The following is a 21,671-nucleotide window of genomic DNA, read 5'->3' as shown; positions in this document are numbered from 1 at the left end:
CCGCATGAAATCTTGTTTTCCTCGTCACAATCCCTCCGATAACAGTCTTTGACCAGCGCCAACCTGCCCTCCACTCACGCCTTAGGCACATCGCCGCAGATGGAGCGATAGGGCCATTTGGAGGTCGAGATGCAGGGAACCAGTGTGCTGTTCGGTCAGATCCTAGCGGTGTTCGGGATCGTGATCACCGGGATGTGGGGCGCCACCCAGTGGACCGCTGCACAACTCGGCTACCAGCTACGCTTGGGCGCTCCCTGGTTCGATCTGATCGGGCTGCCGATCTATCATCCGTGGCAGCTGTTCGAGTGGTGGTACTTCTTCGATGCCTACGCGCCTGACATTTTCCTACGCGGCGGCGCCATCGCCGCGTGCAGCGGATTAATCTCCGCCTTTGTCGCCATCGCATTATCTGTGTGGCGCGCACGGCAGTCCAAGCTGGTCACGACATACGGCTCGGCACGTTGGGCCGAACCAGCGGAGATTCACAAGGCCGGGCTGATCGGTCCGTCCGGTGTCTTCCTCGGCCGCAAGGATCAGAACTATCTGCGTCACGACGGCCCGGAGCATGTAATGGCCTTCGCGCCAACACGGTCCGGCAAGGATGTCGGCCTGGTGGTTCCTACCCTATTGTCCTGGCCCGGTTCGGCTGTGATCCACGATATCAAGGGCGAGAACTGGAATTTGACCGCCGGATGGCGCTCGCGCTTCTCGCACTGCCTGCTATTCAACCCGACCGATGCAAAATCGGCCGCCTACAACCCGCTGCTCGAAGTGCGGCGCGGCATGCACGAAGTACGCGACGTGCAGAACATCGCCGACATCCTCGTGGACCCCGAAGGTGCGCTGGAGCGGCGCAACCACTGGGAANAGACTTCGCACGCCCTGCTGGTCGGCGCGATCCTGCACGTGCTCTACGCCAGCGAGGACAAAACGCTGCGCGGCGTCGCCAACTTCCTGTCCGATCCGGCCTCACCCTTCGAGCTGACGCTGCACCGGATGATGACGACGCACCATCTCGGCGATGCACCGCATCCCGTGGTCGCATCAGCCGCACGCGAGGTTCTGAACAAAAGCGACAACGAGCGCTCGGGTGTGCTGTCCACCGCAATGAGCTTCCTAGGCCTGTATCGCGACCCCACGGTAGCCGAAGTGACCTCGCGCTGCGATTGGCGCATCGCCGACCTGATCGATGCCGATTCTCCCGTGTCGCTGTACCTGGTGGTGCCGCCCTCTGACATCAGCCGTACCAAGCCGCTGATCCGCTTGATCCTCAACCAGATCGGGCGACGCCTGACCGAGTCGCTCGACGGCAGCGACGGCATCGCGCGCCGCCACAAGTTGTTGCTGATGCTTGACGAGTTTCCGGCTCTGGGTCGGCTGGACTTCTTCGAGTCGGCTCTGGCCTTCATGGCGGGCTATGGGCTGCGCGCCTTCCTGATCGCGCAATCGCTCAACCAGATCGACAAGGCCTACGGTCAGAACCATTCCATCCTCGACAACTGCCACGTGCGCATCACATTCGCCACCAATGACGAACGCACGGCCAAACGCATTTCAGAGGCGCTGGGCACGGCCACCGAATTGCGCGCACAGCGCAACTACGCGGGCCACCGGCTGGCCCCGTGGCTCGGACACTTGATGGTTTCGCGCCAGGAAACTGCACGGCCACTGCTCACACCCGGCGAGGTGATGCAGTTGCCGCCCGACGACGAAGTGGTGATGGTGTCCGGCCATCCACCCATCAAGGCCCAGAAGATTCGCTACTACCTGGACGCGAATTTCAAGACGCGCATTCAGGCACCACCGCAATTACGGCACGGGCACTATGCCGATGTGCCGGCACCACGGCCCGACGACTGGACCGGACTGGCCACCCTTGCCGCATCGATTCCTGGTCTGGTTTTCCCCGCACATGGTGAGGCCATCGACGACGGCGGGCACCAGCAGCAGCCGGAACTGGCCGAAGTCGCGTTCATGCCGAAACCCGAACACGCGGTGGACGATCTGGCCCTGCTCGATGACGACGACCTGCCGCCACCCCTGCCCGCTCAACTCGACCCGCGCCTGCAACGCACCGCGCGGCTGGCGGCGCTCGATCCTGACGATGGGACCGCGCTATGAGTCGCGCGCGCCTGAACCTCTTCATCGAGCCCGACCACGCCAGGCGGCTCGACGAGTTGGCGGCCATGAAAGGCCTGTCCAAGTCTTCGATCGTCGCGGCGGCCCTCGCCTCCTTCCTATCCCCGGATTCCGGCGACCAGCGCGAAGCCGCTATCGCCAAGCGGCTGGACCGGCTGTCGCGCCAGTTCGACAAGCTGGAGCGTGACCAGAACATCCTGATCGAGACCATGGCGCTGTATGTGCGCTACTTCCTGACCGTCAGCACGCCGGTGCCGGAAGCGCATCAGGAAGCAGCACGCGCTCAGGGCCGCGCACGTTTCGAGCAGTTCGTCGAACAACTCGGCCGGCACCTGCTGCGCGGACGCAGTCTGGTCAAGGATGTGGTCGAAGAAATTCAGCCCGATCAGAGCCAGTTTTTCGGCTTGCAGGAGAACGCCAACACCGTGTCGTCAACAGACGACCCTGGAACACCGTCATGAGCGGCGCGGCGCACGATCAGGGCTTGTCGGCCTCGCTGGCGCTGGAGCGTCGCGTGCTCATGCTGCGCACGGCGATGGGGCCGGACATCGCCAAGGCGTTGAACGACCCCGACGTGGTGGAAGTCATGTTGAATCCCGACAGCTCGCTCTGGGTGGATCGGCTGGGCAGCGGCCGCGAACCGCTGGGTGTCAGTCTCACGCCCGCCGATGGCGAACGCATCATCCGCCTGGTCGCCGCCCACGTGGGCGCCGAGGTGCATGCCGGCAAACCGCTGCTGTCCGCCGAGCTGCCGGAGACCGGGGAACGTTTCGAGGGCGCCCTGCCACCCGTGACGCCGAGGCCGGTCTTCGCGCTGCGCAAGCGCGCGGTCGGTCTGATCCGGCTCGACGCCTACGTGGCCGATGGCATCCTGACCGAGGCTCAGGCGGAATTCCTGCGCGACGCGGTGCGCGCGCGCCAGAACATCCTCATCGCGGGCGGCACCAGCACCGGCAAGACCACACTGACCAATGCCCTGCTCGACGAGATCGCGGCCACCAGCGACCGCGTGATCGTGTTGGAAGACACGGTGGAACTGCAATGCACTGCGCGCGACCACGTACCCCTGCGCACTCGTGTGGGTGTCGTGACCATGGCCGAGCTGGTGCGCTCGACCCTGCGGCTACGGCCAGACCGCATCGTCGTGGGTGAGGTACGCGGCGCCGAAGCGCTGGACTTGCTCAAGGCTTGGGGCACCGGCCATCCGGGCGGCATCGCCACCGTCCATGCCGGTTCCGCCGCGNGCGCGCTGCTGCGGCTGGAACAACTGATCCTCGAAGTCGCCGTGACCCCTCCACGCGCCCTGATCGCGGAAGCGGTCAACGTCATCGTCTACATCGCCGGGCGCGGCCATGCGCGCCGCGTGCAGGAAATCGCCCGCGTCATCGGCTTCGACAACCACGGCTATCAGCTCAGCGCCGAGCTGATGCCTTGCGTCCCTTTACTTTCATCAACTCCAGGAGAACCGTCATGACGACTTCACGCATTTCCGTAAAACCTGCCTTGCAATTCGTGGCGCTCGCCGCGCTGCTGCTGGCTATCGCGATTCCCGCGCATGCCGCAGGCTCGAACATGCCATGGGAGGCACCGCTGCAATCGGTGCTGGACTCGATCCAGGGACCGGTGGCCCGCATCATCGCGGTGATCATCATCATTGCCACCGGATTGACGCTGGCCTTCGGCGACACCAGCGGCGGCTTCCGCAAGCTGGTGCAGATCGTGTTCGGTCTGTCGATCGCGTTTGCCGCGTCATCGTTCTTCCTGACCTTTTTCAGTTTCAGCGGCGGCGCGGTGCTGGCATGAGCGTGGCTGGTATGAACACGCCAGATGCTGATACAGCCGGCTTCGAGGTGCCGCTACACCGCTCGCTGACTGAACTCATTCTGCTGGGTGGCGCACCGCGCACCGTGGCGATTGCCAACGGGACGCTGGCCGCCGCCGTAGGGCTCGGGCTGCAACTCTGGCTGCCCGGCATGGTGCTGTGGATTGTCGGGCACTCGCTGGCCGTGTGGGGCGCGAAACTCGATGCGCAGTTCATGGCGGTCTTCGCGCGGCACATCAAGCACCGTCAACTTCTGGACTTGTGAGGGCGATCCCATGATGCACCTCGCCGAATACCGCAAGCGCCCCGCGCTGTTGGCCGACTGGCTGCCCTGGGCGGGACTGGTCGCACCGGGCGTCGTACTCAACAAGGATGGCTCGCTCCAGCGCACGGCAAGCTTTCGCGGGCCGGATTTGGACAGCGCGACGCAGGGTGAACTGGTTGCGACCTCCGCGCGGTTGAATAACGCACTGCGTCGGCTTGGATCGGGTTGGGCTTTGTTCGTGGAAGCCGAGCGGCGCGTGGCCGCTAACTATCCGGAGTCGGTGTTCCCCGAGCCGCTCTCCTGGCTGGTCGATGAAGAACGCAGGGCCACTTTCGAGGAAGCCGATAGCCACTTCGAGAGCGCCTATCACTTGACGTTGCTGTACCTGCCACCCGAGGAATCGACGGCCCGCGCCGCGAAGCTGCTGTATGAGAACAGCAAGGTCGAAGGCATGGACTGGCGCGAGCGGCTGGATGGCTTCGTGTCGGAGACCGAACGCTTCTTCGGCCTGCTTGAAGGGGTGATGCCGGAGATCGCGTGGCTCGACGATGGCCAGACGCTAACCTATCTGCACGCCTGCATATCCACCCGTCGGCATCCGGTGGCCGTGCCCGAAATTCCCATGCACCTCGATGCGCTACTGGCTGATGAGCCATTGACGGGTGGCCTTGCGCCGATGTTCGGGAGCCAGCATCTGCGGGTGGTGTCAGTACGCGGCTTCCCGACTTCGACCTGGCCGGGTTTGCTTGACGACCTCAACCGCCTGGGCTTTGCCTACCGCTGGAGCACGCGCTTTCTGTGCCTCGACAAGGCCGAGGCCGAGAAGGAACTCAGCCGCTTGCGCCGCCAGTGGTTCGCCAAGCGCAAGAATATCGTCGCGCTGCTGCGCGAGACGGTCTTCCAGCAGGAAAGCCCGCTGGTCGACTCCGATGCGTCGAACAAGGCAGTGGACGCCGACGCCGCCTTGCAGGAACTTGGCAGCGACCAGGTGTCGTTCGGCTACGTCACGGCCACCGTGACGGTGATCGATGCCGATGCAACTGCCACCGACGAGAAGCTACGTGCCGTGGAGCGCACCATCCAGGGCCGGGGTTTCGTGACGATCCCCGAGACCTTGAATGCGGTCGATGCCTGGCTGTCGTCGATTCCGGGGCACGCCTACGCCAACGTGCGCCAGCCCATCGTCTCGACGCTGAACCTCGCGCACATGATGCCGGTCTCCGCCGTGTGGGCCGGACAAGAGCGCAATACACATCTCGACGGCCCGCCACTGATCGTGACGCGCACCGATGGCGCGACACCGTTCCGGCTGGTCACACACATCGGCGACGTGGGCAACACGCTGGTGGTCGGTCCCATCGGCATGGGCAAGTCGGTGTTGCTGGCCACCTTGGCATTGCAGTTCCGTCGCTATGCCGGCTCGCGCATTTTCGCGTTCGACATGGGGCGTTCGATTCGCGCCACCGTGCTTGGGCTGGGTGGCGAGCATTACGACCTGGGCGCGGACGGCGCCATCGCCTTCCAGCCGTTAGCCCGTATCGACCAGGAGGGTTATCGCGCCTGGGCGGCGGATTGGGTCCAAGGTCTTTTGATTCACGAAGGTGTGGTTGTCGGGCCGGCCGAGAAGGAATCTGTGTGGTCGGCGCTGAACAGTCTCGCCAGCGCGCCGCTCGGTCAGCGCACCCTGACCGGCTTGTCGGTACTGCTGCAATCGAACGCACTGCGCCAGGCGCTGCAACCCTATGTGCTGGACGGCGCTCACGGCAAGCTGCTCGATGCCGACCATGACCGGCTCGGTTGCGCCGACGTGCAGGCGTTCGAGATGGAAGAACTGATGCACAGCAAAGCGGCAGCGCTGGCGGTACTGCGCTACCTGTTCGCACGCTTCGAGGAACGACTCGACGGTGCCCCGACACTGCTGATCCTTGATGAAGCCTGGCTGTTCCTCGACGACCCGGTGTTCGCCGCGCGCATCCGGCAGTGGTTGAAGACGCTGCGCAAGAAGAACGTGTCGGTGATCTTCGCCACACAATCTCTGGCGGACATCAAGGATTCCAGCATTGCGCCGGCCATCGTCGAGAGCTGCGTGAGCCGTATCTTCCTGCCCAACCCGCAGGCGACCGAGCCGCAGATTCGCGTCATCTACGAGAGCTTCGGCCTCAATGCGCGACAGATCGAGATCGTGGCGACCGCCCAGCCCAAGCGCGACTACTACTACCAGTCACGGCTCGGCAACCGCGTCTTCGACCTCGGACTCGGGCCGGTGACGCTGGCGTTCGCTGGCGCGGCCAAGCCCGAAGACCAGCGCGCCATCGACGCCATTTCCGCGTCGGTGCCGCCCGCGGATTTCGCAGCCGTCTGGCTGCGCCATCGTGGCCTCGACTGGGCCGCCGATCTGATCCCGTCGTTCCCCTTCACTCCCCAGGAGAAGCAGCCATGAAGAAAACCCTTCTTGCCATCGCCGCCGCCGTACTCATGACCGTGATGCCCTCGGTACAGGCGACGGTGGTGGTCATCGATCCGGCCAACTTGATTCAGAACATCCTGACAGCTGCCCGCGCCCTGCAGCAGATCAACAACCAGATCCAGCAACTGCAGAACGAAGCGCAGATGCTGACCAACCAGGCTAAGAACCTGACCAGTCTCCCCATCAGCGCGCTCAATCAACTGCAATCTGCGCTGTCCGCGACTAACCAGTTGATCCAGCAGGGCCAGGGGCTGGCGTTCAATGTCACGCAATTGCAGACCCAGTTCGCCCAGCTCTACCCGGCTTCCTACACCGCATCCACGACCGGCAGCCAGATGGCACTGGATGCGCAGCAGCGCTGGATGAAATCACTCGACGCATTGCGCACGGCAACCCAGGTGCAGGCGCAGGCGGTGCAGAATTTTGCGGTGGACGAGCAGACCCTGACTGACCTGGTGAACCGCAGCCAGTCGGCGGTCGGCGCCTTGCAGGCTACCCAGGCGACGAACCAGTTGCTGGCTTTGCAGGCCCGGCAGGCGATCCAGGCGCAGCAACTCCAGATCACCCAGAGCCGGGCCGCCGCGCTGGAACAGGCTCGGCAGGTGTTGGTCCAGGAGCGCGCCAATGAGGTGCGCAAGCGCTTCCAGGGCGGCGGCACGCCTATACGCCGTACAGCGTCAACTACTACGGCAATTGAGAAAACGTGACCCTGAAAACCCTTCTCATCGCCGCCGCCTGCACCGTCCTGCTGGCCGCGTGCGGCAACCCGGAACCCGCCGAGTCCGTCGAATCGCTGATGGCGAATCCTGATCGCCTGAAGGAAGTCCGCGCGCACTGCAAGGCCGACCACACCAAGGTGGGTGATGCCCTGTGCAACAGGGCGAGTGAGGCCACGCGGCGGCGCTTCATGGGCAGCGGCACGCCGTACATGGCGGCGCCACCGGCTGCACCCGCTTCTGCACCGAAAGACTGAGCCATGAATGATCTGTCGGTCATCGACCACTTCCTCGATGTCTTCTCGCACTACATCGACTCGGGTTTCGGCCTGCTGCATGGCGAGGTGGCGTTTCTCACCGCGACGCTGGTGGTGATCGACATGACGCTAGCCGGGCTGTTCTGGGCCATGGGCGGCGAGGACGTGATCGGGAGGCTGATCAAGAAGACGCTCTACGTCGGCGCGTTCGCGTTCATCATCGGCAACTTCAACACCCTGGCCGGCATCCTGTTCAATTCGTTTGCCGGACTCGGGCTGGTGGCGTCGGGTTCCACGCTGACGCAGGCGCAGTTCCTGCAGCCGGGCCATCTGGCCAAGGTCGGCGTCGATGCGGCACAGCCGATCATGGCGCAGATCAGCGACCTGACCGGCTTCNCCGAGGTCTTCGCGAACCTCGATGTCATCGCCGTGCTGTTTCTCGCCTGGCTGGTGGTGATCGTCAGCTTCTTCGTGCTCGCCGTGCAGCTCTTCGTCACGCTGATTGAATTCAAGCTGACCACGCTCGCGGGCTTCGTGCTGGTGCCGTTTGCGTTGTGGAACAAGACCGCGTTCCTGGCCGAGAGGGTGCTGGGCAACGTGGTGTCATCGGGCATCAAGGTGCTGGTGCTGGCGGTGATCGTCGGCATCGGCACGGGACTGTTTGCACAGTTCCAGACCCCTCCCAACACTGAGCCCTCCATCGACCTGGCGTTGACCATCATGCTCGCCTCGCTGGCGATGCTGGGACTGGGGATCTTCGGGCCGGGGATTGCCACCGGGCTGGTGTCCGGCGCACCGCAACTCGGTGCGGGTGCGGCGGCCGGCACGGCGCTGGGTGCGGCCGGTTTGGCGGTGGCTGGAGGCGCAGCTGTCGCCACCGGCGGTGCAGCAGTAGCGGCGGGTGCGCGCATGGCGCCGGGTTCCGCACGCGCGGCCATAGGCGGAGCAGCGTCGGCCGGGCGTGCAAGCAGCGCTATGGCAAGCAGCGCGAAAACCGCCTACCGGGCTAGTGCCGCGGCATCGGGTGGCGCTGGGGTTCGTGCCGCCGGCGCAGGCCTTGCCAATGTGGCCAAAAGCGGCGCCGGTGCTGTCGGCCAGCGCGTCGCAGCCGGTGCCAAGGCGGTCAAGGATCGCGTCGCGAACTTCGTCGCTGACGCTGCTGCGCCTGCGGCGGCAGCCAGTTCCACCGAATCAGCCGATGCAGCCGAAGCCAGGCCCNCTGCGGCGGAACCCGCCTGGGCCAAACAAATGCGCCGCAAACAGCAGGTGAGCCATGCCGCCACGACGGCGGCTCACACCCTGCGTTCGGGCGATCACGGCGGTGGCGGTGCCAGCCCGAGCCTGCGCGACGATTCGAACCACTAAAGATTGAATACCGGAGATCAGTTCATGCGATTCAAACGACCCCAGGTGCGCTACGCGGACACACCGGAACCCGTCACCCCGTACCAGGCGGCCGCGCAGGTCTGGGACCAGCGCATCGGCAGTGCGCGCGTGCAGGCGAAGAACTGGCGGCTGATGGCCTTCGGCTGCCTGTCGCTCGCCTTGTTGATGGCGGGTGGCCTGGTGTGGCGTTCGGCGCAGTCCATCGTCACGCCTTATGTGGTCGAGGTGGCCACCGGTGGTCAGGTGCGCGCAGTCGGTGAAGCGGCCACGCCATACAAGCCCAACGATGCGCAGATCGCCTACCACCTGGCGCGTTTTCTTACCGACGTGCGCTCGCTGTCGATCGACCCCATCGTCGTGCGGCAGAACTGGCTCGAAGCCTACGACTACGCCACCGACATGGGCGCGGCAATGTTGAACGACTACGCGCGCACCAACGATCCATTCGCGCGCATCGGCCAGACCTCGACGTCCGTGGAGATCACCAGCGTGGTACGCGCCAGCGACTCATCGTTCCAGGTGCGCTGGATCGAGCGCAGCTATGTGAACGGTTCGCCCTCGGGCACCGAACGCTGGACCGCCGTGCTGTCCATCGTGCTGCAACCGCCGCGCACCGAAGAGAGGCTGCGCAAGAACCCCTAGGAATTTACGTGAACGGCATTTCCTGGAGCCGTGAACTCGACGCGACCGAAGGAGCAAAGAAACCATGAAACCCAAAATCCGCATTTACGCTTTGCCGTTGATCCTGAGCGCCACCCTGGCAACCGTCAGTGGTTGCGCCACACACGGCAAGCCGCCACCAGACATCACGCTGGACGAACCCATCGCGGCGCACGCGCTGCCGGAGTTGCCCAAGCCCATCGAGGTAGTCGAAGTGCCAAAGCCACTGCCGCTGCCGGAACAGTTGAAGCCGCTGGCGAGTACGCCAGAGGACAAGCCAGTCGCCGAATTGCCCGACGAGAAGGCTCGCGTGGCACGCGCCAATGCGGAGGCGCGCGTGCCGCCCAGCCGCGAGGGCTATATCAACGCGATCCAGGTCTGGCCCTACGCGGACGGCGCGCTATATCAGGTCTACACCAGCCCTGGCCGCGTCACCGTGATTACCTTGCAGGAAGGTGAAGAACTGGTGACGGTCTCAGCCGGCGACACGGTGCGCTGGATCGTGGACGATACCGCGAGCGGCACGGGCGCCAGCCTGCGCGTGAACATCCTCGTGAAGCCCACGCGCGTCGGGCTGAAGACGAATCTCGTCATCACCACCAACCGCCGCACCTACCTGCTCGAACTATCTTCGACACCACAGGCGTGGATGGCGTCGGCATCGTGGGACTACCCGAAGGACCGCATGCTGGCCTTGCAGAAGCAGGCGCAGCAGGCTCAGGCGGCAGCGCCGGTGGATTCGGGCTTGTCATTGGAGAAGATCAAGTTCCGCTATGCAATCTCCGGTGACAGCCCACCGTGGAAGCCACTGCGCGCGTTCGACGACGGCGAGCGGGTCTATATCCAGTTCCCTGCTGGCATCGCGAAGGGCGAGCTGCCGCCGCTATTCGTGATCGGGCAGCAGGGCGATGGCCAGCTCGTGAACTACCGCTTCCGCTCCNCCTATTACGTGGTGGATCGGCTGTTCGGTGCCGCCGAGTTGCGGCTAGGTGTGGACAAGGCCGCCGTCGTGCGCATCGAACGCACCGATGGCATGGCCAGCACGGCGCGGAGGCATTGAGCATGAGCACGCCCGCCACGCCGCAGACGCCGTCGACTGGGACAAATAAGGCCGACCCGGACGCCTTGGCTCTGCGCGCTTCGCCGCGTCCGGTCACGCGGCTTAATCGGCGCATGCTGGCCGTGCTTGCAGGGGCGCTCGGCATCGTCATACTGGGCGCCACACTCTGGTCCTTGCAGCCGCACAAGCGTGAGCGCAACCCGGCCACCGAGCTGTACAACGTGGATCGCGTCTCACGGGCCGATAGCCTCGACCAGTTGCCCAAGGACTATACGAAAGTGGTGCCAATGGCTAAGCCTGGAGTGCCGATGTTGGGTGAGCCATTGCCGGGCGACTTGGGGCCGGCCATCGTGCATGCGCAGAACCAAGGGAACACGGGCGCGTACACCNCCGCGCAACCCGGCCGCATCGCACAGCCGGGCGATGCCGAGGATGCGGCGCGTTCGTCGGTGTTCTTCCGCAGCAGTAGTGCAACAAAGGCGGCACCGGCAACCACCGTGGCCGCAATCCAACCCGAGCCGGCATCGGGCAATCAAGCCTTCAATCCGATGGCTTCGATATCGGCACAACCAACCGATCCGACGGCTGCGCAGAATCGGCAGGAGCAGAAGCAGGCCTTCGTCGCCAATGGCGGCGATACGACCACCCGCAATCCGGCCAGCCTGCAACCGCCAGCCTCGCCCTACCAAGTGATGGCGGGCACCATCATTCCGGCGGCGCTGGTGACGGGCATCAACTCCGACCTGCCAGGGCAGGTCATCGCCAATGTCACCGAGGCGGTCTACGACACGGCCACGGGTCGCTTTCTGCTGATTCCGCAGGGGTCGCGGCTGATCGGCCGCTACGACAGCCAGGTTTCATTCGGTCAGCGACGGGTACTGCTGGTGTGGACGCGCTTGATCCTGCCTGATACTTCGTCGATTTCGCTCGACCGATTGCCTGGCATCGACCCAGCGGGCTATGCCGGGCTGGAGGATGGCGTCGATTGGCATTGGGATCGCATTCTTGCCGGTGCGGCGTTGTCCACGCTGCTCGGCGTCGGTGCGGAGCTGGCAGCACCCAACAACAACGGCAGTACCGGTAGCGTCACCGTCGCCGTTCGCCAGAGCGCTCAGGACACCGTGAACCAGGTCGGTCAGGAGATTACAAAGCGCAATCTGAGCATCCAGCCAACACTAACCATCCGGCCTGGTTTTCCGATGCGCGTGATTGTGAACAAGGATCTGATTCTGCGGCCGTATCAGCCGCTGTTCTTCCAGAGAGGTTCGTCACAATGAACACACCAAATGGGAAGCTGCGGCTGGGGCCGCTGCCGAAAACCGAGACTGTANAAGTCACTGTCGCCCTGACGGTCACGCTCAAGGCCGATTTAGAGCGCTACGCCGCCCTACATGCGCAGACCTACGGCGAACCGGTCGATGCCGCCACATTGATCCCGCACATGCTGGAATCATTCATGGCACGGGATCGGGGATTCAGAAAATCGGCCGCGGAAGGAGAGCCAGCATCGCGGCCGAAACCTGCATCTAATCAATAGCGCTCAGACATTCGACTCTGCCTAAAACACCAGCCTAGCCTGAATGTGAATGCGCAATTACCACCCATGCCCGGCGTACGCCCATGCACGCCCGAGCGGGTTTTCGGAAACGGGGATCGGCGAGACCATATCTGCTGACAGTGAAATTGCCGACAACGGTCTCAAACCGAGCCGAACCGGCGCACCCATGGAGCGAAACATGAGCAACCCAAGTCGATGGGTGCTGATCAACCGATTCGCAGAGATCACTGGATACAGCGAAGACGCGGTACGCCACAAGGTCAAGAACGGCACTTGGTCGCAAGGCCGTATCTGGCGCAAAGCACCGGATGGCCGCATTCTTGTGAACTTGGAAGAGTTTGAGCGCTGGGTGGAGAGCGGCAGGCAACTGGCTGCGCATTGATACCGGTCAGTCGTTCACGTTAGCCACACTTTTGCTCTTCTCTGCTTGGAGCAGTCCTGCGGCGCCATCGTTGATTTATACGCTCAATGAGCGTATCATTTCGCCGACTGCCAACAGTCGGCGCGGGTATCTTGTCCTGCGAGGCGTGATGGCGCACATGGACTCACGCGATGCCACACTCGCTCAACCGACGCAACAACATTTCGGCTTCGACAACTGCCACGCCCCCGAGCCTGATGACATTCGTGCGGCCAGAACCGCAGCAGGTTTGACGCAAACGGAAGCCGGTGCCGTGGTGCATGCATCGTTGCGCACTTGGCAGCAGTGGGAGGCAGGGGATCGCAAGATGCACCCTGGACTGTTTGAGCTATTCACGCTCAAGACCGCACGAGAAAATCGCAAGCAACAAGCCAGCGACAGAAACAACCAGGAGTAATTTCGGGAGAGTAATGATGGCGGCGCAAATGGATACCGTGATAAGCAGCAACCTTCCAGGCATCGAAGTGCATGGAAAGTCGATTCGCGTGGTGTTCATGCACAAGGGAGTGCGCCATCGCCACACGCTGGGTATCGAGCCAACCAAGGCAAACCTGAAACATGCGTCTCGCCTTCGCAGCGCCGCCATGTATGCGCTCAAGACGGGGACCTACAACGAGGCTGAGTNNTTTCCCCATTCGAGGCAAGGCGACCAAGCCGGCACGGCAGGCAAACGTCTCGGCGATCTGTACGAACGGTACATGCCGCTCAAGGCCGTGGACATCACTTCCGAAACACAGAATCGCTACGAGGTAGCACTGAACTCCTGCTTGAACACCATCGGCAGGGACCGGCTTGCCGATGCGCTTATTCCTGCCGACATCCAACAGTTGCGAGTCGATCTGATCGAGACGCGCGCAGTTTCGACAGTGAATCACTACCTCGCAACATTCGCGGGCTTTCTCTACTGGTGCGAGCAGAACCACTTCTGCGCTGAAGGCTTGGCCAAGAACTGCACGCGCTTCACCAAGAGCAACAAGGACCCGGACCCGTTCACTTATCAGGAGTACAACGCGCTAATCACGAAGGGTTGCCTGCACCCAATGGACGCGGCCTCGGTGACACTCGCGTTCTACACAGGCCTGCGGCCGGGCGAGTTGTGTGGGCTCGCTGTGGAGGACATTGCCACCGATCTGAGCAAGCTGACGGTGAGGCGCTCAGTCACACAGTCGCTGACCTTCAAGATTCCGAAGACGAACAAGGAACGTACCATCCTGCTGTTCCCGCCGGCACAAGCTGCACTCAAAGTCCTAATCGAAGATGCACTGACGCGCGATGCGATGGACTTGGAAGTCTGGCTGAATCGTCATGAGTCTCGCGTTGATCGCGCCCGGCTGTTGTTGTCGCCGAAGACGCAGGCACGCAAGACCGACGTAAACGCGTGGTACGTGCCAAGCGCATGGAACACCAAATGGGCCAACTTGACCAGGCGCGCCGAGGTACGGCATCGCCCGCCTTATCAGACCCGCCACACCTACGCCTGCTGGAACCTCACCGCACGGGGTAATCTTGCCTTCATCGCCAACCAGATGGGGCACAGTGACTATTCGATGCTCGTGAAGGTCTATGGTCGCTGGATAGATTCGGAATCCNCCAGAGAGCTGGGGCGCATCTGGCAGGGCATGAAANAACTCGTTCAAATTGCCCCAAATTTGCCCCAATAAAAATACTAAAACAAGACAAATGATTGTTTTTAATGAGTAAAGAAGTCTCATCTACGCACACGCCGATGATGCAGCAGTACCTCGGGATCAAGACACACCATCCCGACATGCTGCTGTTCTACCGCATGGGCGACTTCTACGAGCTGTTCTTCGAGGATGCCGAAAAAGCGGCGCGACTCCTCAATATCACGCTCACGACGCGCGGCGCCTCGGCGGGCGCGCCGATCAAGATGGCCGGCGTGCCTTACCACAGTGTCGAGCAATACCTGGCACGGTTGCTGAAACTGGGCGAATCGGTGGTGATTGCCGAGCAGGTGGGCGATCCAGCAACGTCGAAAGGCCCGGTCGAACGTCAGGTCACGCGCATCGTGACGCCAGGCACGCTGACCGATTCGGGCCTGCTGGACGAAACACGCGACACGCTGATTCTGGCTATCGCGCCCGGTCCAGCCAGGCTCGGTATCGCCTGGCTCAATCTCGCCGCCGGGCGCTTCCAGGTCACCGAAATCCACGCCACGGCCCTGTCCGCCCTGCTGGCGCGGGTGCGCCCGGCGGAAATCCTCGCGCCGGACGACTTCATTCTTGAGGGCACCGCCTGTGCGGTACGTCGGCTGGCACCGTGGCAATTCGATGTGGACGGCGCACAGACCCGCCTGGCGCAGCAATTCGGCAGCCGCGATCTCACCGGCTTCGGTGTCGCCGATCTGGCTTTGGGCATCGCCGCCGCGGGCGCGCTGCTCGACTATATCCAGAGTACGCAACGTACTGCGCTACCGCATATCCAGGCCATCCACGCCGAGCGCGACAACGACTTCGTGCAGCTCGACGCCGCCACCCGGCGCAACCTGGAACTCACCGAAACCCTGCGTGGCGAGGCGGCGCCAACCCTCTTGTCGGTACTCGATACCACCGCCACCGGCATGGGCACGCGCCTGCTGCGTCACTGGCTGCACCATCCGCTGCGCGACCGCGGAATCCTGATCCAGCGGCGCGATGCAATCGGCGTGCTCGCCGAACTGCCCGACACCGCTGCCACCCTTACCCGGCTACTGAAAAGCTGCGCCGGCGTGGAGCGGATCAGTGGCCGCATCGCCCTGAAAAGCGCCCGTCCGCGCGACCTGTCGGGCCTGCGCGACACCCTGGCGCAGCTGCCCGAACTTGCCACCACGTTGCCCGACGACCACGCACACCTGTCGGCACTGCAAGCCCGACTCGCCGCCCGTCCCGATCTGCATGCCCTGCTCGCGCAAGCCATCCAATCCGAACCCGCCAGCGTGCTGCGTGAAGGCGGCGTCATCGCCGATGGATACGACGCCGAACTCGACGAACTACGCGCCCTGACGCGCGACGCGGGCGCCTTCCTGCTCGAACTGGAAACCCGCGAACGCGCGCGCTCAGGCATCGGCAGCCTCAAGGTCGAATACAACAAGGTGCACGGTTTCTACATCGAAGTCAGCCGCGCGCAATCGGAAAACGTGCCGGACGATTACCGCCGCCGGCAGACGCTCAAGAACGCGGAGCGCTACATCACGCCGGAGTTGAAGGCCTTCGAAGACAAGGCGCTGTCGGCGCAGGACCGGGCTCTGGCACGCGAGAAAGCATTATTCGAGGCGCTACTGGAAACACTGACGCCGCATGTGCCGGCGTTGCTTACAATTGCCGCCGCGCTGGCCGAGATCGACGTACTGGCGAGCCAGGCCGAACGCGCCGCTTCGTTGAAATTATGTGCGCCCGATTACACCAGTGAGCCAGGCATCCTCATTCGTGGCGGCCGCCATCCCGTGGTCGAGGCACAAGTCGACCACTTCATCGCCAACGACGTCACGCTCAACCGTACGCGGCAGATGCTGCTGATCACCGGTCCCAACATGGGCGGCAAATCGACTTACATGCGGCAAGCGGCGCTGATTGCACTGCTGGCCTGCTGCGGGCTGTGGGTGCCGGCCAGCTCGGCGAAAATCGGCGACATCGACCAGATTTTCACCCGCATCGGCGCCTCCGACGATCTGGCAGGGNGACGTTCGACCTTCATGGTCGAGATGACCGAAACCGCGCATATTCTGCACAACGCCAGCGCCAACAGTCTCGTCCTGCTCGACGAGATCGGTCGCGGCACCTCCACCTTCGATGGCCTCGCGCTGGCCTGGGCGGTTGCGCGTCACCTGGTGGCCGCTACCCGTGCGTTCACCCTGTTCGCCACCCACTATTTCGAGCTGACCCAACTGGCACAGGAGTTCCGTCAACTCGCCAACGTGCACCTCGACGCCAAGGAACACGGTGCCGACCTGGTGTTCCTGCACGCGGTGGAAGAAGGCCCGGCCTCGCAGAGCTACGGCATCCAGGTCGCCCGTCTCGCTGGCGTACCCAGCCCGGTGATCCATGCTGCGCGGCGCCATCTGCGCGAACTTGAGGACGCACAGCTGCAGCCCGGCCCGCAGGGCGACCTGTTTGCTGCCCATCTCCCCAACAACGTGCCGCCTCCCCATCCTGCACTCGACCAGTTGCGCGAACTCGACCCCGACACTCTCACGCCAAAGGCGGCGCTCGACATGCTTTATGCCTTGAAGGCACTGACGGATACCTCGCCATGAAGTCGCTTCGCCTCGATACCGCTGAGCTCGGTCTCGACTTCGATGCCGCGCTCAAATTGGCGACGGCCATCGCCCTCCATCACCTAGGGGACGACACCATGTTGTTGAGTTGGTACGATCGCGAGCGCGATCTCGAATCGCCGGCCGGGGTAAGCGAATGTCACGAAGGCTGCGCCACAAAAGGATCCTGGGACTATGCGCTCAACCGTGGGGCGCGCCTGGCTGTCGATTTCGATTCCGGGCGTTATACCTTCTGCTTCCTGTAAGTCGCGTACCAGGACAACTTGGCATGCCCAACCCGCAGCATGGACAGCCTGATCGGCCTTGGACCTGTACGATCAACACCGGATTACGCAATCGAGACCACGACATGAAAGCCAGCGAAATGCGTATTGCAGACCCGAACGCCCTTCGCATTGCCGATGAAGGCGACATCCTCAAGGAATGCCTGCCGCTGCCTGGCGCAAAAGTGCTTGAACTCGGTTGCGGCAAGGCGGAGAAGACCCGCCTGGTCGCCCAAACGGCTGCCTCGGTGCTTGCCCTGGAAGTCGATGTCATGCAGCTCGCCGAAAATCAGGCAGCGGAAAAACCGGGCAACGTCCAATTCGCGTTTGGCGGTGCAGAAAGCATCCCGGCAGACGATTCGAGCGTCGACATCGTCCTGATGTTCAAATCCCTACACCACGTTCCGATCGAACGGATGGACGATACCTTCTCTGAAATCCACAGGGTATTGAAACCGGGTGGCCTGGCATACATCTCGGAACCCGTCTATGCCGGCGACTTCAACGAGATCCTGCGGCTGTTCCACGACGAGAAAGTGGTGAGGGAAGCCGCTTTCGCGGCAGAAATGAAAGCCGTTACAACTCAGCGGCTATCGCTCGTATCACAGACTNTTTTTCTGCAACCGATGCACTTCGACGATTTCAGCCAGTTCGAGAATCGGATACTCAAGGTGACCCACACCGAGCATCGTTTATCCCCTGCGCTTCACGAAACCGTACGCTCGGGATTCAATCGCCATATGTCGCCAAGTGGGGCAACTTTCCATATGCCCATCCGGGTCGATCTTTTCAGAAAAGACGGCCCGTAGTGGATCGGACTTGGATTCTCGCTTAAGACTACGCTTGGCTGGCCACGACCCGAACGGTCTGCCCTAGGCACCGCACCGTCTGGTTCGCTCGGATTTTCGCCGTCTTGCGGCTTTCGGGCTGGCTGTCGACGGTGACATCGCCGTTGGCGATCAGGTGCTTGCCCTGCCCGCTGCTGTCGGCGATACCGCTGAGTTTGAGCAGATCGCAAAGCGCGACGTGTTCGCCGCGCAGTTTGAATTCCAGTGTGCCCATTCCTATGCGTCTATGCGCCGCGCCGCCGCCACAGATAGCGGTAGACGAAGCCGGGATACGCAAACACCACGAACAGCGAGGCGTTGACCGCATAGAACTCCCAGTCCTGATGCTGAATGTCGCCTAGCTTGCCTTCCAACAGGCGCGCGATGCCCCCNACCACGAAAAACAGCACCACCAGTTCCAACAGCCGCCAAGCAAAATTTTTCGCGCCTGCTTTGGGCCGTATGACGAAGAAGATCCGCTCGATGAGGAAAGGCAGGTTGGCAGCGATGAACGCCAGGATCAGCAGCAGGGTAGTCGAGAAATTCACGGTGGATCCGAAAAGCTAGATAACGCCGGAGCAGACCCGCCCCGGCACGATTTGGTTCAAATATCCCGGCTCAGAAAGACGCACGGATGGCGTGGATGCATACTGCCATCAACGGCTGCGGCATGATCCCCAGCGCCAGAATGGCCAGTCCGTTGATCGACATGACGACACGGGCATCGGGGCTCGCTGCAATGGGGGCCGCATCGTGCGGTGCGTCGAAGTACATCAGTTTGACGATGCGCAAATAGTAGAACGCGCCGATCAGCGAAAACAGCACTGCCGCCACCGCCAGCCACACATAGCCGATCTCGACTACGGCCTGCAACACCGACAGCTTGGCATAGAATCCCACGGTTGGCGGCACGCCAGCCATCGAGAACATCAGCAGCAGCATCATGAACGCCAACCACGGGCTACGGCGGTTCAGGCCTTTGAAGTCCTCCAGCCGATCAGCCTCGAAACCGGCTCGCGACAAAAGCAGAATCATGCCGAAACCGCCCAGACTCATCAGCGCGTACGCCAGTACATAGAACATCGCGCCGCCATAGCCGTTCTGCGAACCGGCGAGGATGCCCAGCAGCATGAAGCCCATGTGCGAAATGGTCGAATAGGCAAGCATTCGCTTCAGGTTGCTTTGCGCAATGGCCGCGATGTTGCCAAGCGCCATCGACAATACCGCCAGGATCACCAGCATGCCGCGCCAATCACTCACTTGCGATTCCAGCCCCTGTCCCAGAATACGGATCACGAAGGCAAATGCGGCGATCTTGGGCGCGGAGCCGATGAACAATGTCATCGCGGTCGGCGCGCCATGATAGACGTCGGGTATCCACATATGGAACGGCACCGCGCCAAGCTTGAACGCCAGGCCCGCCACGATGAAGACGATGCCGAACACCAGCGGAATGCGCAGGTCCGTGCCGTCCTGTAGGGCGATGGCGATATCCCCNAGACCCAGCGAACCGGTGACGCCGTAGACCATCGACATGCCATAAAGCAGCATGCCCGACGCCAGCGCACCCAGCACAAAATATTTCATCGCGGCCTCGGTTGCCACGCTGGAGTCGCGCTGCAACGCAACCATGGCATAGAGCGACAACGACAGCAGTTCGAGGCCGAGGTACAGCGTCAGGAAATGGCTGGCCGACACCATCACCATCATGCCCAGCAGCGCGAACAACGCCAGCACGAAGAACTCGCCCTTGTAGAGCCCACGCTGACGCAGGTAATCGCGCGAATACACCAGCACGACGGCCACTGTCAGATAGAGAAACAGCTTCAGCACGTCGGACAGCGGATCGTCGATGAACAGCCCGCCCAGCGTCAGCACTGGCAGGGTGGAAAAATCACGGAGGGTAAGAAAGGCTGCTCCAGCCAGCGTGACAAGTGAAAGAAGGTAGGCCAGATAACGTTTTCCGTCGCTGGCTGCAGCGTCGACCACCAGGATCAGCGAGACCATGGCCAACACGAACATCTCAGGAAAAACAGGCGCGAATTGCATAAGGGCGTGGCGCATTTTTGAACCTTAAGGCAGTTTGCTTCGGGCGACATGCGCCAACAGGTCGACTACCGACACATGCATGACATCGGTGAACGGCTTGGGATAGAGCCCCATGACCAGCACAAGGATGGCGAGCACGCCGAGCAGCAGGACCTCGCGCGCGTTGAGGTCGCGCATTTCCTCGACGTGCGGGTTGGTGACACTGCCGAACACCACGCGTTTGTACATCCACAGCGTGTAGGCTGCGCCCCAAATCAGCGTGGTGGCGGCGATGAAGGCGAACCAGAAATTGACCTGGGTTGAAGCCATGATGACCATGAATTCGCCGACGAATCCGCTGGTGGCCGGCAGACCCGCGTTGGCCATGGCGAACAGCATGAAGAGCGCAGCGAATACCGGCATCCTGTTCACCAGGCCGCCGTAGTCCTTGATCTGGCGCGAATGCAGCCGATCGTACATGACGCCGATGCAGAGGAACAGTGCGGCGGAGACGAAGCCATGCGAGATCATCTGCACCAAGCCGCCCTCCAGGCCGAGTGGTTTGAACAGGAAGAAGCCGAGGGTGACGAAACCCATGTGCGCAATCGACGAATAGGCGATGAGCTTTTTCATGTCGGCCTGCACCAGGGCGACGAGGCCGATGTAGGCGACCGCGATCAGCGACAGCAGGATGACGAACCAGGCGAATTCGTGGCTGGCGTCCGGCAGGATCGGCAGGATGAAACGCAGAAAGCCGTAGGCGCCGACCTTGAGCGTGATCGCTGCCAGCACCACCGAGCCGCCGGTGGGCGCCTCGACGTGGGCGTCAGGCAGCCAGGTGTGCACCGGCCACATCGGCACCTTGACGCCGAACGCCAGCAGGAAGGCGAAGAACATCAGCGACTGGGCCGTCATGCCGAGTGCGGTGGTATGCCAGGTCAGGATGTCGAAGCTACCGCCGGACTGGAAGTAGAGATAGATCATCGACACCAGCATCAGCAGCGAGCCGAGCAGCGTGTAGAGAAAGAACTTGAACGCGGCATAGACCCGGTTCGGCCCGCCCCAAACGCCGACGATCAGGTACAGCGGGATCAGCATGCCTTCGAAAAAGACATAGAACAGGATGCCGTCGAGCGCCGCGAACACGCCGTTGATGAGGCCGGACATGATGAGGAAGGCCGCCATGTACTGCGCGACCTTGTCCTGGATCACCTGCCAGCCCGCGATCACCACCAGCACGGTGACGAAGCTGTTCAGCAGGATCAGCGGCATCGAGATGCCGTCGACGCCCAGATGGTAATGGATGTTGAACGCCGGGATCCACGCGGCCTTCTCGACGAACTGCATCGCCGAGGTGGTGGTGTCGAATCCGCTGGCCAGCGGAATCGCCACGATCAGGCCCAGCAGCGCACCGGCCAGTGCCAGCCAGCGTGCGAGTGCCGCGTTGCGGTCGGAGCCGGTGGCAAGCACGATCACCCCGGCCAGAATCGGAACCCAGATGACGAGGGAAAGGAAGTTGTTCAGCATGG

Annotated in this window: 21 protein-coding genes and 2 pseudogenes; 19 read left to right on the top strand and 4 right to left on the bottom strand. The window is 62.7% G+C overall.

Going from position 1 to position 21,671, the window contains the following annotated elements:
- The first annotated feature begins 129 nt into the window (after positions 1–129).
- The 19 genes and pseudogenes from HZY77_RS02595 (at position 130) to HZY77_RS02505 (ending at position 18,096) form a co-directional block, all read left to right on the top strand.
- The gene (locus HZY77_RS02595) at positions 130–2,121 is read left to right on the top strand and encodes a conjugal transfer protein TraG (RefSeq protein ID WP_296818420.1); all 1,992 of its coding nucleotides are present in this window, start codon (positions 130–132) and stop codon (positions 2,119–2,121) included.
- On the top strand, positions 2,118–2,600 hold the full coding sequence (locus tag HZY77_RS02590; RefSeq protein ID WP_296818418.1) for a CopG family transcriptional regulator: 483 nt from the start codon (positions 2,118–2,120) through the stop codon (positions 2,598–2,600). Before HZY77_RS02595 ends, HZY77_RS02590 begins: the two co-directional genes overlap by 4 nt.
- Positions 2,597–3,613 (top strand): P-type conjugative transfer ATPase TrbB, encoded by a 1,017-nt coding sequence (trbB, locus tag HZY77_RS02585; protein WP_363154204.1) that lies wholly within the window; start codon positions 2,597–2,599, stop codon positions 3,611–3,613. The genes HZY77_RS02590 and trbB overlap by 4 nt, the downstream gene beginning before the upstream one ends.
- Positions 3,610–3,942 (top strand): TrbC/VirB2 family protein, encoded by a 333-nt coding sequence (locus HZY77_RS02580; protein ID WP_056930151.1) that lies wholly within the window; start codon positions 3,610–3,612, stop codon positions 3,940–3,942. Before trbB ends, HZY77_RS02580 begins: the two co-directional genes overlap by 4 nt.
- An 11-nt stretch (positions 3,943–3,953) precedes the next feature.
- The gene (locus tag HZY77_RS02575) at positions 3,954–4,226 is read left to right on the top strand and encodes a VirB3 family type IV secretion system protein (RefSeq protein ID WP_296818414.1); all 273 of its coding nucleotides are present in this window, start codon (positions 3,954–3,956) and stop codon (positions 4,224–4,226) included.
- 10 nt (positions 4,227–4,236) lie between these two features.
- A complete protein-coding gene (trbE, locus tag HZY77_RS02570; RefSeq protein ID WP_296818412.1) occupies positions 4,237–6,666 on the top strand; it encodes a conjugal transfer protein TrbE in 2,430 nt (809 codons plus the stop codon).
- Positions 6,663–7,390 (top strand): annotated as a pseudogene (gene trbJ / locus HZY77_RS02565) (P-type conjugative transfer protein TrbJ). Before trbE ends, trbJ begins: the two are co-directional and overlap by 4 nt.
- A 27-nt stretch (positions 7,391–7,417) precedes the next feature.
- Entirely contained in the window at positions 7,418–7,666 is a 249-nt protein-coding gene (locus HZY77_RS02560) for an EexN family lipoprotein (RefSeq protein WP_296820795.1), read from the top strand.
- A 3-nt stretch (positions 7,667–7,669) separates the two neighbouring features.
- A complete protein-coding gene (gene trbL / locus HZY77_RS02555; RefSeq protein ID WP_296818410.1) occupies positions 7,670–9,031 on the top strand; it encodes a P-type conjugative transfer protein TrbL in 1,362 nt (453 codons plus the stop codon).
- Between the two features lie 24 nt (positions 9,032–9,055).
- Positions 9,056–9,762 (top strand): annotated as a pseudogene (gene trbF / locus HZY77_RS02550) (conjugal transfer protein TrbF).
- Positions 9,759–10,772, top strand: coding sequence for a P-type conjugative transfer protein TrbG (gene trbG / locus HZY77_RS02545; RefSeq protein WP_296818408.1), 1,014 nt, complete (start codon positions 9,759–9,761; stop codon positions 10,770–10,772). Before trbF ends, trbG begins: the two are co-directional and overlap by 4 nt.
- Before the next feature lie 2 nt (positions 10,773–10,774).
- A complete protein-coding gene (locus HZY77_RS02540) occupies positions 10,775–12,049 on the top strand; it encodes a TrbI/VirB10 family protein (RefSeq protein WP_296818406.1) in 1,275 nt (424 codons plus the stop codon).
- On the top strand, positions 12,046–12,309 hold the full coding sequence (locus HZY77_RS02535; RefSeq protein WP_296818404.1) for a DUF2274 domain-containing protein: 264 nt from the start codon (positions 12,046–12,048) through the stop codon (positions 12,307–12,309). The genes HZY77_RS02540 and HZY77_RS02535 overlap by 4 nt, the downstream gene beginning before the upstream one ends.
- A 199-nt stretch (positions 12,310–12,508) precedes the next feature.
- Entirely contained in the window at positions 12,509–12,712 is a 204-nt protein-coding gene (locus HZY77_RS02530) for an excisionase (RefSeq protein WP_296818402.1), read from the top strand.
- A gap of 70 nt (positions 12,713–12,782) precedes the next feature.
- Complete coding sequence (locus tag HZY77_RS02525; RefSeq protein ID WP_296818400.1) at positions 12,783–13,148, top strand: hypothetical protein; 366 nt, start codon at positions 12,783–12,785, stop codon at positions 13,146–13,148.
- A gap of 16 nt (positions 13,149–13,164) precedes the next feature.
- Positions 13,165–14,412: a tyrosine-type recombinase/integrase gene (locus HZY77_RS02520; RefSeq protein ID WP_296818398.1), complete on the top strand. Its 1,248-nt coding sequence runs from the start codon at positions 13,165–13,167 to the stop codon at positions 14,410–14,412.
- 32 nt (positions 14,413–14,444) lie between these two features.
- Positions 14,445–17,003, top strand: coding sequence for a DNA mismatch repair protein MutS (mutS, locus tag HZY77_RS02515; RefSeq protein ID WP_296818395.1), 2,559 nt, complete (start codon positions 14,445–14,447; stop codon positions 17,001–17,003).
- Positions 17,000–17,269 (top strand): AF1514 family protein, encoded by a 270-nt coding sequence (locus HZY77_RS02510; RefSeq protein WP_296818393.1) that lies wholly within the window; start codon positions 17,000–17,002, stop codon positions 17,267–17,269. The genes mutS and HZY77_RS02510 overlap by 4 nt, the downstream gene beginning before the upstream one ends.
- A 104-nt stretch (positions 17,270–17,373) precedes the next feature.
- The gene (locus tag HZY77_RS02505) at positions 17,374–18,096 is read left to right on the top strand and encodes a class I SAM-dependent methyltransferase (RefSeq protein ID WP_296818391.1); all 723 of its coding nucleotides are present in this window, start codon (positions 17,374–17,376) and stop codon (positions 18,094–18,096) included.
- Between the two features lie 28 nt (positions 18,097–18,124).
- On the opposite strand, the gene HZY77_RS02500 is transcribed toward HZY77_RS02505, so the two are convergent.
- The 4 genes from HZY77_RS02500 to HZY77_RS02485 all read right to left on the bottom strand — a co-directional run bounded on the left by HZY77_RS02500 (position 18,125) and on the right by HZY77_RS02485 (position 21,669).
- A complete protein-coding gene (locus HZY77_RS02500; RefSeq protein WP_296818389.1) occupies positions 18,125–18,349 on the bottom strand; it encodes an RNA-binding S4 domain-containing protein in 225 nt (74 codons plus the stop codon).
- A 10-nt stretch (positions 18,350–18,359) separates the two neighbouring features.
- Complete coding sequence (locus HZY77_RS02495) at positions 18,360–18,662, bottom strand: DUF2818 family protein (RefSeq protein ID WP_296631617.1); 303 nt, start codon at positions 18,660–18,662, stop codon at positions 18,360–18,362.
- Positions 18,663–18,732: 70 nt separating this feature from the next.
- A complete protein-coding gene (nuoN, locus tag HZY77_RS02490) occupies positions 18,733–20,178 on the bottom strand; it encodes an NADH-quinone oxidoreductase subunit NuoN (RefSeq protein WP_296818387.1) in 1,446 nt (481 codons plus the stop codon).
- Positions 20,179–20,187: 9 nt separating this feature from the next.
- The gene (locus HZY77_RS02485; protein ID WP_296818385.1) at positions 20,188–21,669 is read right to left on the bottom strand and encodes an NADH-quinone oxidoreductase subunit M; all 1,482 of its coding nucleotides are present in this window, start codon (positions 21,667–21,669) and stop codon (positions 20,188–20,190) included.
- Positions 21,670–21,671 lie beyond the last annotated feature (2 nt).

The sequence above is a fragment of the Thiobacillus sp. genome, assembly GCF_013693775.1.
In the GTDB taxonomy this organism is placed as follows: Bacteria; Pseudomonadota; Gammaproteobacteria; order Burkholderiales; family Thiobacillaceae; genus Thiobacillus.
The sequence above is the reverse complement of the archived record's forward strand: the minus strand, read 5'-3'. Positions and strand labels throughout refer to the sequence as shown.